Genomic DNA, 15,267 nt, shown 5'->3' with positions numbered 1-15,267 from the left:
TGGTCGGCATGAGTCGGCGCATCACGTCCGCAACAGTCCTGGTCTCGGTGGCCTGCTCGGTGACCATGGTGCTGGCCGGCTGCGTCCCGGTCCTCGGCGCCAACCCGCGCTTCGCCACCTATAGCGGCGCCAAACCGCAGGGCGCCGCCACCACGACACCACCACCCAGCGGCCCGCCACCGATCGCGGCTCCCAAGAACGATCTGTCCTGGCGCGACTGCACGTCTCAGGTCTACGGCAACGCGGCAATCCCCGCCGCGCCGGGCATCAACCTGGAATGCGCCACCTTCGACTCCGACCTCGACCCGCTCAACGGCGGGTCCGGGTCGATCAGCATCGGTGTGGTGCGGGCCCGTTCCGGCCAGACCCCGCGCGACGCGGGACCTCTGGTGTTCACCACCGGTTCCGATCTGCCGTCGTCGACGCAGCTGCCGGTGTGGTTATCGCATGCGGGCGCCGACATCCTCCGCAGTCACCCGATCGTCGCCGTGGACCGCCGGGGCATGGGCATGTCGAGTCCGATCGATTGCCGCGACCACTTCCAGCGTGACGAGATGCGCGACCAGTCGCAGTTCCAGACCGGCGACGATCCGGTGGCCAACCTCTCGGCGATCTCGAACGAGGCCACCACCAGCTGCACAGACGTCATCGCACCCGCCGATTCCGCCTACGACAACGGGCACGCCGCCTCCGATCTCGAGCGGCTGCGCAATCTGTGGGATGTGCCGGCACTGGCACTGGTCGGCATCGGCAACGGCGCCCAGGTGGCACTGACCTATGCCGGCTCGCGCCCGGACAAGGTGGCCAGGTTGATCCTCGACTCGCCGGTCGCGTTGGGTGTGAGCGCCGAGGCGAAGGCCGAACAACAGGTCAAAGGCCAGCAGGCCGCGCTGGACGCGTTCGCGGCGCAGTGTGTTGCGGTCAACTGCGCGCTGGGTCCGGATCCGAAGGGCGCCGTGAGCGCACTGCTGAGCACGGCTCGCTCGCTGCGGGGGTCCGGAACCTCGGTCGCGTCGATCGCCAACGCGATCACCACCACGCTGGGCTTTCCGACCGGCGACCGCATCAGCACCACCACCACGCTGGCCAACGCACTGGCGGCCGCGCGCGCCGGTGACATGAATCAGCTGTCCAACCTGATGAACCGCGCCGACGGCCTTCAGGACACCGACGGCCAATTCGTCAACTCGTGCAGCGACGCGGTCAACCGCCCCACCCCGGACCGGGTACGCGAACTGGTGGTTGCCTGGGCCAAGCTCTATCCCCAGTTCGGCACGGTCGCCGCGCTCAATCTGGTCAAGTGCGTGCACTGGCCCTCCGGTTCGCCGCCGCAATTGCCGAAGGAGCTCAAGGTCGACGTCTTGTTGATGGGTGTGCAAGACGACCCGATCGTGGGCGTCGACGGGGTTGCGCAGACGGCTGCCACGGTCATCAACGCCAACGCCGCGAGCAAGCGGGTGATGTGGCAGGGCATCGGCCACGGCGCCAGCATCTATTCCTCCTGTGCGGTGCCGCCGCTGCTCGGGTACCTCAACGACGGCAAGCTCCCTGGCACCGACACCTACTGTCCCGCCTGACACCTGCGGGCCCGCAGCCCCGGTGTACGGTGCGCTGGTGACGGCAGCTGACACAACTCGAACCCGCCTACGCGAATCGATGCTGGCCGCATTCCGTCCCCGCACCGGCGCACCGAGCACGGCGTCGATAGTGCGGGCGGCGCTCTGGCCGGCCGCGATCATGTCGATACTGCATCGCAGCATCGTGCTGACCACCAACGGAAACATCACCGACGACTTCAAGCCGGTCTACCGCGCGGTGCTGAACTTCCGGCATGGCTGGGACATCTACAACGAGCACTTCGACTACGTCGACCCGCACTACCTCTACCCGCCGGGCGGCACGCTGCTCATGGCGCCGTTCGGCTACCTGCCGTTTGCGCCGTCGCGCTACCTGTTCATCTCCATCAACACCCTGGCCATCCTGGCCGCGGCCTACCTGTTGCTGCGGACGTTCAACTTCACGCTGACCTCGGTGGCCGCCCCCGCCCTGCTGCTGGCCATGTTCGCCACCGAGACGGTGACCAACACCCTGGTGTTCACCAACATCAACGGCTGCATCCTGCTACTCGAGGTGCTGTTCCTTCGGTGGCTGCTCGACGGGCGGACGAGCCGTCAGTGGATGGCCGGGCTTGCCATCGGATTGACCCTGGTCCTCAAACCCCTGCTAGGTCCGTTGCTGCTGCTGCCGCTGCTGAACCGCCAGTGGCGGGCGGTGCTGGCGGCCATCGTGGTGCCCGTCGTTGTCAACCTGGCCGCTCTGCCGCTGGTGAGCCACCCGATGGACTTCTTCACCCGGACCCTGCCCTATATCCTGGGCACCCGCGACTACTTCAACAGCTCCATCCAGGGCAACGGTGTGTACTTCGGCCTGCCGACCTGGTTGATCGTGTTCTTGCGGCTGCTGTTTACCGCCCTCGCGATCGCCAGCCTCTGGCTGCTGTACCGCTATTACCGCACCCGGGATCCGCTGTTCTGGTTCACCACGTCGTCGGGCGTGCTGCTGCTGTGGTCGTGGCTGGTGATGTCGCTGGCCCAGGGCTACTACTCGATGATGCTGTTCCCGTTCTTGATGACGGTGGTGCTGCCCAACTCGGTGATCCGCAACTGGCCGGCGTGGCTGGCGATCTACGGGTTCATGACGCTGGATCGCTGGCTGTTGTTCAACTGGATGCGGTGGGGCCGCGCCCTGGAGTACCTGAAGATCACCTACGGTTGGTCGCTGCTGTTGATCGTCACCTTCACCGTGCTCTACTTCCGCTATCTGGATGCCAAGGCCGAAAACCGGCTGGGCGCTGGTATCGACCCGACCTGGCTGACGGCCGAGCGGGAGCGCGCGCGGTGATCGCAAGCGCGGGGGACGCAACGGGTCACCGCCATTGGCGCTAGCGTGGACGTATGACGCGTCCGAAGCTGGAACTGACCGACGACCAGTGGCGCCAAAGGCTCACCCAGCAGGAATTCGACGTCCTGCGCAGGGCCGGCACCGAGCGACCCTTCACTGGCGAATACACCGACACCAAAACCGAAGGCGTCTACCAGTGCCGGGCATGCGGTGCCGAATTGTTCCGCAGCACAGAGAAATTCGAGTCGCATTGCGGCTGGCCGTCGTTCTACGACCCGGCGAGCTCCGAAGCGGTCATCCTGCGGCCCGACCACTCGCTGGGCATGACGCGCACCGAGGTGCTCTGCGCGAACTGCCACAGCCACCTGGGTCACGTGTTCGCCGGCGAGGGCTATCCGACGCCGACGGATCAGCGTTACTGCATCAACTCGATCTCGCTGCGCCTGGTCCCGACGGACTGACGTCGCCGAGACGGTAATTTCGCAGGCCCTTACTCGCACTTTCGCTGCAGAATTTCAGTTTCGGCGGATGTGCCCCAGCGGCATCCGTCAGTCCAGCCGAGTGGCGTGCACTTCCCAGAAGGGTGCGTGTACCCGGCCACCGACCAGCCATGGTTCCATCGCCCGGAACCGTTCCAGCATGGGTCGCACCTCGTCGGCCATGTCGGGATTGCGCGCCGCCATCATTTCGATCACCTCGACGCTGAGGTTGATCTGGTAGGTGGTCGGTCCCATATATGTGATCTCCCAGCCGCCGACGGGCAGCACCTGGCGAAAGTCGTCCTGGGACAAGGACCGCTCCATCGTGAAGCCGTTGACGTCGTGCTCGCCGAACTCGAACATGTACAGGCGTGCGCCCGGCTTGGTCGCCCGGTGCAGCGCCTGGACATAGGACTTTTGTAGCTCCGGGGCCGTGCTGAACGTGTGATAGAAGGCGCAGTCGACGACGGTGTCGAACCGGCCGTCCAGCCCTTCCAACTTGGTGGCGTCGGCCACCCGGAAGTCCACCGACACGCCGACCTTGCCGCGCATTGTCCCGGGCACGCTCGATGGCGGCCACCGACCCGTCGATGCCGGTGGCCGAGAGGCCCTTGGCGGCGTAGTAGATGGCATGGTGGCCCGGCCCGGTGCCCGGGTCGAGCACCTCCCCCCTGATCGCACCCAGCGCGACGAGTTGCTGGACCACCGGTTGGGGTCCGCCGATGTCCCACGGCGTGGCCGCGGGAAGGCCGTGCGCGACCCGGTCGTCGCGATACATCTCCTCGAAGCGGGTGGGATCGGTCGGGTCGGGTTGGGTCATGGCAGCGATCCCACCAGTTGCTCCACCGGCACCCGCGGCCCGCTGAAAAACGGCGTCTCGGCACGGGTGTGCCGCCGGGCGTCGGTGGCCCGCAGCTCCCGCATCAGGTCGACGATGCGGTGCAATTCGGGCGCCTCGAACGCCAGAATCCATTCGTAGTCGCCCAGCGCGAACGCCGGCACCGTGTTGGCCCGCACGTCCTTGTATTCGCGGGCGGCCATGCCATGCTCGGCGAGCATGCGGCGACGCTCCTCGTCGGGCAGCAGGTACCACTCGTAAGACCGCACAAAGGGATACACGCAGATGTAGGCGCCCGGCTCCTCGCCGGCCAGAAACGCCGGAATGTGACTCTTGTTGAACTCCGCCGGCCGGTGCAGCGCCACACTGCTCCACACCGGCGTGCAGACCCGTCCCAGGGCGGTGGTGCGTCGGAAGTCGGCATAGGTGGCCTGCAGTGCTTCCACCCGCTCGGCATGGGTCCAGATCATGAAATCAGCGTCGGCCCGCAGACCGGCGACGTCGTAGAGGCCGCGCACCACCACCCCGCGTTCCTCCTGCTGCTTGAAGAACATCGCAGCGTCATCCACCACGGCCTCACGCTGCTCCCCGAGCTCGCCGGGACGCACCGCGAACACCGAAAACATCAGGTAGCGAATGGTCGCATTCAAGACGGCATAATCCAGTTTCGCGTCGGGGCGTGCCATGGCACCTATCGTGCCACCTGTGCGGCCGAGCCTGCTCAGGGCCTCACAAGGCCTCGACGATGCCGGTGACCGCAAGGTCCGCCGCCGCCACACAGGCCGGCACGCCGATCCCGTCGAGGTAGCTGCCCGCCACGGCCAACCCCGCAGGCAGGCCGGCGCGCACCTCGGCCACCAGATCCGCGTGCCCGGGTCCGTACTGCGGCATCGCCTCGACCCAGCGCTGCACACGAAAATCGATCGGGTGCACGGCCAGGCCGAACACCGTGGCCAGGTCGTCGAGCGCCCAAGCCAGTAGCTCCTTCTCGGACGCGCGCTCGGCCAGGTCGTCGCCGAAGCGTCCAAACGACAGGCGCAATAGTTGCGTGTCCCCGCGCGGGCCCCACTTGCGTGACGACAACGTGATCGCCTTGGCCCGCAACCGCTCGCCACTGGCCACCAGCACCCCGGAACAGGGCGGAAACGGGGTGTCGAGCGACACCGCGAGCGCCACCACCGCCGACGAGGCACTTGCTATCCGGCGGGCGGCTCCGGCGCTACGCGGGGCGATTTCCTCGACCAACGGCACCAGGCGCGGGGCCGGGATGGCCAGGATCACCGCATCGGCATGCCAACGACCACCGGTTTCGTCATGCAATTCCCAGCCCTCACCGGTTCGGCCGATTTCAACGACCGCGGCGCGCACCCAGTTCAGGCGGCTACGGGCGACCAGCTCGTCGACTAGCACCTGGTAGCCACCCTCGAGCGCACCGAACACCGGTCCATCGCCGGCAGGCGGTAACCCCTGCCGAACCGCGTCGGTCAAGCTGGCGGCGCCGCGGTCGAGCGCCGCCGCCACGCTGGGGGCCGCGGCGCGCAACCCGATCGTCGCCGCCGAGCCCGCATACACCCCGCACAGCAGCGGGTCCACCGACCTGGCCACCGTCTGCTCGCCGAACCGGTCGGCCACCAGCTCGGCCACCGCCGGGTCGCTGCCCGGACGCCAGCTGAACGGTCGACCGGGTTCGGCCTCGATGCGCGCGATCGTGGCGTCGTCGACGAGACCGGCCAGCGACGACGCCGACGTCGGGATCCCCATCATCGTCCCCGATGGCAGGGCGTGCAGCTGCTGCCCGCTGTAGATCATCGGCCGGACGCCGGTGGTGGCGCGTTGGCGCTCGGCCAGGCCCAACTCGGCCAGCAGCGCGGGCACCTCGGGCCGGCGCAGCACGAACGCTTCGGCGCCCACATCCATCGGTTGTCCGCCGACCACCTCGGTGCGCAATATCCCGCCGAGCCGGTCGCCCGGGTCGAACACCGTGATGGTCCCGTCGGCACCGGCGGCGGCCCGCAACCGATACGCCGCCGTCAATCCCGAGATCCCGCCGCCCACAACGCAATATGAGCGCCGGCTCATAACGAATGGACCAGCGAAACCAGTTCGGTCAGCACCCCGGGATCGGTCTGCGGCAACACCCCGTGGCCGAGGTTGAAGACGTGCCCGGCGGCACCCGCGTCGACCGCACGGCGTCCGTCGTCGACGACGGCGCGGGCGGCGCGTTCCACCACCGGCCAGCCCGCCAGCAGCAACACCGGATCGAGGTTGCCCTGCAGCGCCGTGCCCGGCTGGACCCTAGCGGCCGCATCGGCCAGTGCAGTGCGCCAATCGACGCCGACGACGGTCGCCGCCCCCGCCTGGAGGGCCTCGGACATGGCGCCGAGCAGTTCCGCGGTGCCGACCCCGAAGTGCGTCATCGGCACGCCGTGTTCGGCCAGCGTGCCGAACACCCGCGCACTGTGCGGCAGCACGTACTGGCGGTAGTCGCTCAGCGACAACATGCCAGCCCAGGAATCGAACACCTGGATGGCGTCCACACCGGAGTCGATCTGGCCGCGAAGGAAGGCGATGGTGAGGTCGGTCAGCTTGCTCATCAGCGCATGCCAGCTCGCCGGCTCGGCCAGCATCATCGCCTTGGTGCGGATGTAGTGGCGACTGGGTCCGCCCTCGATAAGGTAGGACGCCAGCGTGAACGGCGCACCGGCGAAACCGATCAGCGGGACATCGCCCAGCGCCGCGACCAACAGCTCAACGGTCTGCAGGACTGGCTGAATAGCTTGTGGGTCAAGGGGTTTGATGTGTTCGATATCGGTAGCGGTACGCACCGGGTGGGCGATCACCGGGCCCACGTCGGCCACGATGTCCAGCTCCACGCCCGCAGCCCGCAGTGGCACCACGATGTCGGAGAACAGGATCGCCGCGTCCACACCGTAGCGGCGTACCGGCTGCAGGGTGATCTCGCAGGCCACGTCCGGCTCGAGACAGGCGTCCAGCATGCTGTGCTGTTGGCGCAGCGCCCGGTACTCGGGCAGCGACCGGCCGGCCTGCCGCATGAACCACACCGGCACTCGGCTGGGTTTGCGGCCGGCCACCGCGGCCAGATAGGGCGAGTGCGGAAGCTCGCGTCGGGTACGCGCAGGAGTATTCACTGGCCCCAATGCTGCCATGACGGGCGGGCAGGCAGGTGTGCCCTCCGGGATGTTTGGGTACTGCCCAATACGGCGGTCGCTGCATTGTGCGGAAATTCGCCCCTCGAAGACCCATACATGGCAGGCAAGGAGACGGGTTCATGTTGCTGACTCGAGATTCGGCACCTAGCGGGCATTTGGTCGAGGAGGCGGAGTATTTCGTCGACCGGGTGCTGCACAACGTCGCCCACGGTCGCTTCGAGCGGTCGTTGTCGGGGCTGACGGCGTTCGCGGCGCTGGTGACCACCGCGGAGATCTACTTCGAGCACTATCGCGCCAGCTTCGGCAACAAATGGATGTGGAGCCCGATCGTCGTCACCCCGCCGGTGGTGGTCGCCGGGGTGGGCGGAGTGTTCTCCAAGCGCTGGGCCAAGCGGTGGCTGCCGGCGACAGCGGCGATATACGCGGCGAACGGCCTGCTGGGCGAATACTTCCACGCGCGCGGTGTCGCGCGGCGCCCCGGTGGCTGGCGGCTGTACAACTACAACGTCCCGATGGGGCCCCCCATCGCCGCGCCCGGCCTGATGAGCATCGTCGGGGCGATGGGTCTGCTGGCGGCGGTCCTGCGACGGGAGAAGTAGCGCCGTGCCTGACATCTCGACCGGGCAGCACCTTCCGAAACTGCGACCGGACGGCAAGCCGCTGCATCCGTCCTGGCTGCCGCGCCAGCGTCGCGGCACCACCCCGCAGATGATCGGCCGCTATCCCGACTACGACGTGCTGTCGACCGTCGACAGCTGGGACGCGGCCACCCGGCGGGTGGTGCTGGCCCGGCTGGACAAGCCGGGGCCACTGCGGTTCTTCGAGGCGTCGCAGGAACCGGCGCTGCGCGCGTTCTGTGACACCGTCCTGGCCCAGGACGCCGAGCCGCGGATACCAGTGGCCGAGTTCGTCGACGCCAAGCTCGCCGATGGCCGGCTGGACGGCTATCAATACGCCGACATGCCCGACGACCGCGACACCTGGCGGCTGGTGCTGTTGGGCCTCGACGAGTCCGCCCGCGTCGCCGGCGCGGAGTCGTTCGCGGCGGCCGACCTCGCGACCCGCGAATCGGTGGTGCAGCAGTTCGCCGACGGCGAGGTGTCCGGCGGCAGCTGGGAGAAAGTGAATGTCTCCCGGGCCTGGTCGGTGGTGATGCGGATGACCCTGAGCGGCTTCTACAGCCACCCGTGGGCATGGAACGAGATCGGCTTCGGCGGGCCGGCCTATCCCCGCGGCTTCATGCGGCTGGGCGGAGTGGGAAGCCGGGAGCCGTTCGAAGCCCCGGGAGCCACCTCCGAAGACCCGGTCGCCACTGTCGAACAGGAACACATCGATGGGTGACTTTTGGCGCGGGCTGCTCAAGGGCTCGCTCGGACCGCGCGACAACGATTCGCGGTTCCTGCTCGACGTGCACTCGCGTGACCTGCCCGGCGAGTCCACCATGCGCCGCTACTCCGACGACGAGGAGGTCGACCTGGTGGTCGTCGGCGCCGGCGCCGGTGGTTCGGTGCTGGCCCAGCGGCTGGCCCGGGCTGGCTGGCGCATCGTGATCCTGGAGGCCGGCCCGTTCTGGCACCCCGACGAGGACTGGGTGTCCGACGAGGCGGGGTCGCACGAGCTGTACTGGACTCAGAAGCGGATCATCGGCGGATCGGATCCGGTCGAACTGGGCAAGAACAACTCCGGCCGCGGCGTCGGCGGGTCGATGGTGCACTACGCCGGCTACACGCCGCGCTTTCATCCCAGCGACTTCGAGACCTTCACCCGCGACCGGGTCGGCGCCGACTGGCCGATCAGCTACGCCGACCTGCGGCCACACTACGAGCGCCTCGAACTCGAGTTGCCGGTAGCCGGTCAGGACTGGCCGTGGGGCTACCCGCACCGCTATCCGCATGCGCCGCATCCGGTTTCGGGCGCCGCGATGAAACTCTGGGAAGGCGCGATGAATCTCGGCATCGAGATGCGGGTCGGCCCGGTCGGCATCGTCAACGGCACCTTCGGCAACCGGCCGCACTGCATCTACCGCGGCTACTGCCTGCAGGGTTGCAAGGTCAACGCCAAAGCCAGCCCGTATGTCACTCACCTGCCCGACGCGCTGGCCCACGGCGTCGAGATCCGGGCGAACTGCATGGCCAGCCGTGTCGAAGTCGACGAAACCGGAAATGCCAGCGGTGTAACGTATTTGGATGAGATTGGGGGCCGTGAGCGGTTTCAGCGGGCCAAAGTGGTTGCAGTGGCCTGCTATTCGATCGAAACTCCGAGGTTGCTGCTCAACTCCGCCAGCCCGCGTTTCCCGAAGGGCTTGTGCAACAACCACGATCAGGTGGGCCGCTACGTCATGGTGCAGGGAGCATCACAGACCGCGGGCCGCTGGCCGGAGGAACTGCGCATGTACAAGGCGCCGCCGCCGGAGGTGTCCTCGGAGCAGTTCTACGAAACCGACCCCGACCGCGGATTCGCCCGGGGCTTCTCCATCCAGACGGTGTCCCCGCTGCCGATCGGCTGGGCCGAGCATGTCCTCGCCGACGGGCACTGGGGCGCCGCGCTGCGCGAATACATGCGCGACTACAACCACTGGTCCACCATCGGCGTGCTCAACGAGCTGCTCCCGCACGCCGACAACCGCGTCACCCTGGCCGAGGAGACCGATCACTACGGGCTGCCCATCGCCCGGTTCGACTACCACCTGTCGGACAACGACAAGGCCAACATGGAGTACTCCACTCAGGTGATCACCAACATCCTGCACGCCGCCGGGGCGCAGGATGTGCTGACCATCCAGCGCTTTGCCCACCTCATCGGTGGTGCCCGGATGGGTAGCGACCCCGAGAGCAGCGTCGTCAACTCCGACCAGCGAAGCTGGGCGGTGCCCAACCTGTTCATCGCCGACGGTTCGGTGTGCCCCACCCAGGGCAGCGCCAACCCGGCGCTGACCATCATGGCGCTGGCCTCGCGGCTGGCCGAGCGGATCGTGCGCGGTGACGTCAAGGCAGACGCCCTGGTCGGCAGCCGATCGGCTCGTGCGTAACATCCAGGTATGTCAGTGCGCCACCCGCCTGTCGACTACGGCGAGTTTCCAAGTCTGCGAATAGAACCCACCGATAACGGCGTGCTGAACCTGGTTCTGGACTCCCCCGGCCTGAACTCGGTCGGGCCGCAGATGCACCGCGACCTGGCCGACATCTGGCCGGTGATCGACCGCGACCCGGCCGTGCGGGTGGTGCTGGTCCGCGGTGAGGGCACAGCGTTTTCCTCCGGCGGCAGCTTCGACCTGATCGACCAGACGATGGGCGCCTATGAAGACCGGGTCCGCATCATGCGCGAGGCCCGCGATCTGGTGCTCAACCTGGTCAACCTCGACAAACCGGTGGTCTCGGCGATCCGCGGCCCGGCCGTCGGCGCCGGCCTGGTGGTGGCCCTGCTGGCCGACATCTCGGTGGCGGGGCGGACCGCGAAGATCATCGACGGACACACCAAGCTCGGGGTGGCCGCCGGGGACCACGCCGCGATCTGCTGGCCGCTGCTGGTGGGCATGGCCAAGGCCAAGTACTACCTGCTGACCTGTGAGCCGCTGTCCGGCGCGGAAGCCGAGCGCATCGGCCTGGTCTCGACGTGCGTCGACGACGACGACGTGCTCGCCACCGCGACGCGCCTTGCCGAGAATCTGGCGCAGGGCGCCCAACACGCTCTTCGCTGGACCAAGCACAGCCTCAATCAGTGGTACCGCATGTTCGGGCCCGCCTTCGAAACGTCGCTGGGCCTCGAATTCCTCAGCTTCAGTGGCCCTGACGTGCGGGAAGGATTGGCCGCACACCGCGAGAAGCGCCCGGCGCGATTTAGCGCCGGTTCCGGGGGCTGAGCATGATTCGGCGCGCCTGTCTGCGCGTGTCGGACGTTAGGTCTACCGTCGGATTTTGTGACCCGCGCCGACGACACAGCGGAGCGCAGCGACAAGCAGGAGCGGAGCTCGTGACCGCAGCCGAACCGGCCCCCTTCCGCGAAGCGGTCGCGGCCATGAACGCTGTCACCGTGCGCCCGGAGATCGAACTCGGTCCTATCCGTCCGCCGCAGCGGCTGGCGCCCTACAGCTACGCGCTGGGCGCGGAGGTAAAACATCCCGATCTCGACATCGTCCCCGAGCGGTCCGAGGGTGACGCGTTCGGCCGGCTCATCCTGCTCTACGACCCGGAGGGCTCCGACGCCTGGGACGGCACCATTCGCCTGGTCGCCTACATCCAGGCCGACCTGGACTCACAGGAAGCCATCGATCCGTTGCTGCCCGAGGTGGCGTGGAGCTGGCTGGTGGAGGCGCTCGAGTCGCGCACCGAGCACATGACCGCCCTGGGCGGCACCGTCACCGCCACCACATCGGTGCGCTACGGCGACATTTCCGGACCGCCGCGCGCCCATCAGCTCGAGCTGCGGGCGTCGTGGACGGCGACCACGCCCGAGGTGGGCAGCCACGTCGAGGCGTTCTGCGATGTTCTCGAGCATGCCGCGGGCCTACCCCCAGCCGGGGTCGTCGACCTGAGCTCGCGGTCACGCGCCTGACATGTGCCCCGACCCGTCTCCCGCGGAGACTGAACCGTCGGGCACCACGGCATCCGGGCCGACGCCGTTGCTGCGGCCGGCGAGCGGGATGCCGGACCTCTCGGTGACCGTCGGCCAGATCGAAGCCGCCGCGGAGCTCTTGGATCGCGGCCGCGGGCCCTTTGCGGTGGACGCCGAGCGGGCGTCGGGTTTTCGCTACTCCAACCGGGCCTATCTGATCCAGATCCGTCGGGCCGGCGCCGGCACCGTGCTGATCGATCCGGTCAGCCACGGCGGCGAGCCGGCGACCGCGCTGCAGCCGGTCGCCGAGGTGCTCCGGCAAGACGAGTGGATTCTGCACTCCGCCGATCAGGACCTGCCGTGTCTGGCCGAGGTCGGCATGCGGCCGTCGGCGCTCTACGACACCGAGCTCGCCGGACGCCTGGCCGGGTTCGATCGGGTGAACTTGGCGACCATGGTCGAGCGATTGCTGGGTCTGGGGCTGGCCAAGGGCCACGGCGCGGCCGACTGGTCCAAGCGTCCACTGCCACCGGCCTGGCTGAACTATGCCGCCCTCGACGTCGAACTGCTGATCGAGCTGCGCGCAGCGATCTCGCAGGTGCTGACCGAACAAGGCAAAACCGGTTGGGCCGCAGAGGAATTCGAGCATCTACGGACATACGAATCGAGGTCGTCCGCGGTTTCCGCGCGGCCGGACCGCTGGCGGCGAACCTCCGGTATCCACAAGGTGCGTGACCGCCGAGGGTTGGCCGCGGTTCGCGAGCTGTGGCTGGCCCGAGACCGGATTGCCCAACTGCGCGACATCGCGCCGCGCCGGATCCTGCCGGACTCGGCCATCATCGACGCAGCCATCGCCGACCCGAGATCGGTCGAGGACCTCATCGCTTTGCCGGTGTTCGGCGGACGCAAGCAGCGTCGCAATGCCGCGACGTGGCTGGCGGCGCTGGAAGCGGCCCGAGAAAACCAGAATCCACCCGAGGTGACCGAATCGGCCAACGGGCCGCCGCTACCCGCGCGGTGGAGCAGGCGGAAACCGGAGGCGGCCGCCCGGTTGGAGGCGGTCCGGGCGGCGCTGGCGGAACTGTCGCAGCGGGTGGGGGTGCCGACGGAAAACCTGGTCTCGCCCGAGTTGGTGCGACGGCTGTGCTGGGAGTGGGCGGGTCCCCGGCAGGGCGCCGCCGACGCGATCGACGAGTTCCTGCGGGCCGGCCATGCGCGGGCATGGCAGCGCCGACTGGTGGTGCCGGCGATGGCCGCGGCGATAACCCGGGCCAATGCCCAACCCGACGGCGACAGTCCCTAGTCGAGACGCTCCCTGATCTCCGACGCCGTCCCGAGAGACCGACCGTACCCACCGGCGTCCGAGGTACCCAGCGCGGCGACCCAGCCGGTGATGCGGCGGGCCACATCCTGGTCGGTCAGCCCCAGATCGGCCAGCACCTCACCTCGTGACGCGTGATCGAAGAACTCCTGCGGCAGCCCGACGTCGCGGCACGGCACGTCGATCTCCGCACGCCGCAACGCGGCCGACACCGCCGAGCCCACGCCGCCATTGACCCCGTTGTCCTCCAGCGTGACCAGCAGCTTGTGGCGCACCGCCAGCTCGCGAACGCCGTCGGGCACCGGCAGCACCCATCGCGGATCGATCACCGTCACCCCGATGCCCTGGTTGTGCAGCCGCTTGGCCACCGCCAGCGCCATCGCGGCCAGCGGGCCCACCGCCACCAGCAGCACATCGTGGTTCAGGCCCTCGGCCGGCACCGCGAGCACGTCCACTCCGGCTCGCCGCTCCAGGGCCGGAATATCCTCGCCGACATCACCTTTCGGGAACCGCAAGGCCGTCGGGCCGTCGGTGACGTCGAGTGCCTCACCGAGTTCTTCGCGCAGCCGGGTGGCGTCACGGGGCGCGGCCACCCGAATGCCGGGCACGATGTTGAGCATCGACAGATCCCACATGCCGTTGTGGCTGGGGCCATCCGAGCCGGTGACACCGGCGCGGTCCAGCACCATGGTGACCGGCAGCTTGTGCAGCGCCACATCCATCATGATCTGGTCGAACGCGCGGTTCAGGAACGTCGAATAGATGGCGACCACGGGGTGCATGCCGCCCATCGCCAGCCCGGCGGCCGAGGTGATCGCGTGCTGTTCGGCGATGCCGACGTCGAACAACCGGTCGGGAAAGCGCTGCCCGAACGCGGTCAGGCCGGTGGGTCCCGGCATGGCCGCGGTGATGGCGACGATGTCACGCCGCTTTGTGCCGTAACCGATCAGCGCGTCGGAGAACGTTGCCGTCCAGCCCGGGCCGGCCATCTTGGTGGCCTGCCCGGTCACCGGGTCGATCGGAACGGTGGAGTGCATCTGCTCGGCCTCGTCGGCTTCGGCCGGGGCATAGCCCATTCCCTTGCGGGTGACGACATGCACGATCACCGGTCGGCCAAATCCGCGGGCCTTGCGCAGCGCGACCTCCACCGAGCGTTCGTCATGACCGTCGACCGGGCCGACATACTTCAGCCCGAGGTCGGTGAACATCAGCTGCGGTGACAGGGAGTCCTTGATGCCGGCTTTGACGCTGTGCAGGAAGTGGTAGCAGACCTCACCGACCAGCGGCACCGCACGCACCACGTCGCGGCCCTTCTCCAGCATCTGCTCGTAGGCCGGCTGCAGCCGCAGGGTGGCGAGATGATCGGCGACGCCGCCGATGGTCGGGGCGTAGCTGCGGCCGTTGTCGTTGACCACGATGATCACCGGCCGGTGCGACCCCGCGATATTGTTCAGCGCCTCCCAGCACATGCCGCCAGTGAGCGCGCCGTCACCCACCACCGCGACCACGTGCCGATTGCGGTGCCCGGTCAACTCGAAAGCCTTGGCCAGGCCGTCGGCATACGACAGCGCCGCGCTGGCATGGCTGGACTCGACCCAGTCGTGTTCGCTTTCGGCACGGCACGGATACCCCGACAACCCACCCTTCTTGCGCAGGCTTTCGAAATCCTGGGCGCGTCCGGTGAGCATCTTGTGGACGTAGGCCTGGTGACCCGTGTCGAAAATGATCGGGTCGTGCGGCGAATCGAACACCCGATGCAGCGCCAACGTCAGTTCCACGACCCCCAGGTTGGGTCCGAGGTGTCCCCCGGTGGCGGCCACCTTGTGGATCAGAAACTCACGGATCTCCTGGGCCAGCTCCCGTAGCTGGGCCTGGGAGAGGTGCTGCAGATCGGCGGGCCCACGGATCTGTTGCAGCATCCCGCCAGTGTACGCAGCAAGGGCCCAGTTAGCCCTCGTGATCGCTCGCCGCCGAACCCGCGCCACTGAATGGGCTGAGCACTTGGTA

General features: G+C 68.2%; 12 protein-coding genes and 2 pseudogenes. 9 read left to right on the top strand and 5 right to left on the bottom strand.

Going from position 1 to position 15,267, the window contains the following annotated elements; all coding sequences use genetic code 11:
* The first annotated feature begins 8 nt into the window (after positions 1–8).
* Genes MKAN_RS24405 through msrB form a run of 3 tightly spaced genes read left to right on the top strand, consistent with a single transcriptional unit; the run spans position 9 to position 3,362 of the window.
* Positions 9–1,577, top strand: coding sequence for an alpha/beta hydrolase (locus tag MKAN_RS24405; protein WP_036392097.1), 1,569 nt, complete (start codon positions 9–11; stop codon positions 1,575–1,577).
* 22 nt (positions 1,578–1,599) lie between these two features.
* Positions 1,600–2,901, top strand: coding sequence for an arabinofuranan 3-O-arabinosyltransferase (gene aftC, locus MKAN_RS24400; protein ID WP_023372688.1), 1,302 nt, complete (start codon positions 1,600–1,602; stop codon positions 2,899–2,901).
* A 53-nt stretch (positions 2,902–2,954) separates the two neighbouring features.
* Positions 2,955–3,362 carry a peptide-methionine (R)-S-oxide reductase MsrB gene (gene msrB / locus MKAN_RS24395; RefSeq protein WP_023372686.1) on the top strand — a complete coding sequence of 136 codons (408 nt, stop codon included), beginning with the start codon at positions 2,955–2,957 and terminating at the stop codon, positions 3,360–3,362.
* Positions 3,363–3,449: 87 nt separating this feature from the next.
* Here the strand turns inward: msrB and MKAN_RS24390 are convergent.
* From MKAN_RS24390 to hemE, 4 genes and pseudogenes are all read right to left on the bottom strand, one after another.
* A pseudogene (locus MKAN_RS24390) lies at positions 3,450–4,200 on the bottom strand (class I SAM-dependent methyltransferase).
* Positions 4,197–4,904, bottom strand: coding sequence for a hydrogen peroxide-dependent heme synthase (gene hemQ, locus MKAN_RS24385; RefSeq protein ID WP_023372682.1), 708 nt, complete (start codon positions 4,902–4,904; stop codon positions 4,197–4,199). Before hemQ ends, MKAN_RS24390 begins: the two are co-directional and overlap by 4 nt.
* Positions 4,905–4,947: 43 nt before the next feature.
* Positions 4,948–6,297, bottom strand: a complete 1,350-nt coding sequence (locus MKAN_RS24380; RefSeq protein WP_036391397.1) for a protoporphyrinogen oxidase — start codon at positions 6,295–6,297, stop codon at positions 4,948–4,950.
* Entirely contained in the window at positions 6,294–7,385 is a 1,092-nt protein-coding gene (gene hemE, locus MKAN_RS24375; RefSeq protein ID WP_042312953.1) for a uroporphyrinogen decarboxylase, read from the bottom strand. Before hemE ends, MKAN_RS24380 begins: the two co-directional genes overlap by 4 nt.
* Before the next feature lie 122 nt (positions 7,386–7,507).
* Between hemE and MKAN_RS24370 the strand changes: the two genes are divergently transcribed.
* The 6 genes and pseudogenes from MKAN_RS24370 (at position 7,508) to MKAN_RS24345 (ending at position 13,242) form a co-directional block, all read left to right on the top strand.
* Positions 7,508–7,987: a hypothetical protein gene (locus MKAN_RS24370; protein WP_023372676.1), complete on the top strand. Its 480-nt coding sequence runs from the start codon at positions 7,508–7,510 to the stop codon at positions 7,985–7,987.
* Between the two features lie 4 nt (positions 7,988–7,991).
* Positions 7,992–8,729 (top strand): gluconate 2-dehydrogenase subunit 3 family protein, encoded by a 738-nt coding sequence (locus MKAN_RS24365; RefSeq protein ID WP_023372674.1) that lies wholly within the window; start codon positions 7,992–7,994, stop codon positions 8,727–8,729.
* Positions 8,722–10,416 (top strand): GMC family oxidoreductase, encoded by a 1,695-nt coding sequence (locus tag MKAN_RS24360; RefSeq protein WP_023372672.1) that lies wholly within the window; start codon positions 8,722–8,724, stop codon positions 10,414–10,416. The genes MKAN_RS24365 and MKAN_RS24360 overlap by 8 nt, the downstream gene beginning before the upstream one ends.
* A gap of 9 nt (positions 10,417–10,425) precedes the next feature.
* Positions 10,426–11,247 carry an enoyl-CoA hydratase/isomerase family protein gene (locus MKAN_RS24355; protein WP_023372670.1) on the top strand — a complete coding sequence of 274 codons (822 nt, stop codon included), beginning with the start codon at positions 10,426–10,428 and terminating at the stop codon, positions 11,245–11,247.
* 57 nt (positions 11,248–11,304) lie between these two features.
* A pseudogene (locus MKAN_RS24350) lies at positions 11,305–11,939 on the top strand (DUF3000 domain-containing protein).
* A 1-nt stretch (position 11,940) separates the two neighbouring features.
* Positions 11,941–13,242, top strand: coding sequence for an HRDC domain-containing protein (locus tag MKAN_RS24345; protein WP_023372666.1), 1,302 nt, complete (start codon positions 11,941–11,943; stop codon positions 13,240–13,242).
* Here MKAN_RS24345 and dxs read toward each other — a convergent pair.
* On the bottom strand, positions 13,239–15,179 hold the full coding sequence (dxs, locus tag MKAN_RS24340; protein ID WP_023372664.1) for a 1-deoxy-D-xylulose-5-phosphate synthase: 1,941 nt from the start codon (positions 15,177–15,179) through the stop codon (positions 13,239–13,241). The genes MKAN_RS24345 and dxs overlap by 4 nt on opposite strands.
* Positions 15,180–15,267 lie beyond the last annotated feature (88 nt).

This window comes from Mycobacterium kansasii ATCC 12478, from assembly GCF_000157895.3.
Taxonomy (GTDB): Bacteria; Actinomycetota; Actinomycetes; order Mycobacteriales; family Mycobacteriaceae; genus Mycobacterium; species Mycobacterium kansasii.
The sequence above is the reverse complement of the archived record's forward strand: the minus strand, read 5'-3'. Positions and strand labels throughout refer to the sequence as shown.

Coding starts and splice junctions, on each gene's coding strand:
- MKAN_RS24405 (WP_036392097.1), top strand. CDS start 9: ATGAGTCGGCGCATCACGTCCGCAACAGTCCTGGTCTCGGTGGCCTGC.
- dxs (WP_023372664.1), bottom strand. CDS start 15,179: ATGCTGCAACAGATCCGTGGGCCCGCCGATCTGCAGCACCTCTCCCAG.
- MKAN_RS24345 (WP_023372666.1), top strand. CDS start 11,941: ATGTGCCCCGACCCGTCTCCCGCGGAGACTGAACCGTCGGGCACCACG.
- msrB (WP_023372686.1), top strand. CDS start 2,955: ATGACGCGTCCGAAGCTGGAACTGACCGACGACCAGTGGCGCCAAAGG.
- MKAN_RS24355 (WP_023372670.1), top strand. CDS start 10,426: ATGTCAGTGCGCCACCCGCCTGTCGACTACGGCGAGTTTCCAAGTCTG.
- hemE (WP_042312953.1), bottom strand. CDS start 7,385: ATGGCAGCATTGGGGCCAGTGAATACTCCTGCGCGTACCCGACGCGAG.
- MKAN_RS24360 (WP_023372672.1), top strand. CDS start 8,722: ATGGGTGACTTTTGGCGCGGGCTGCTCAAGGGCTCGCTCGGACCGCGC.
- MKAN_RS24380 (WP_036391397.1), bottom strand. CDS start 6,297: ATGAGCCGGCGCTCATATTGCGTTGTGGGCGGCGGGATCTCGGGATTG.
- hemQ (WP_023372682.1), bottom strand. CDS start 4,904: ATGGCACGCCCCGACGCGAAACTGGATTATGCCGTCTTGAATGCGACC.
- MKAN_RS24370 (WP_023372676.1), top strand. CDS start 7,508: ATGTTGCTGACTCGAGATTCGGCACCTAGCGGGCATTTGGTCGAGGAG.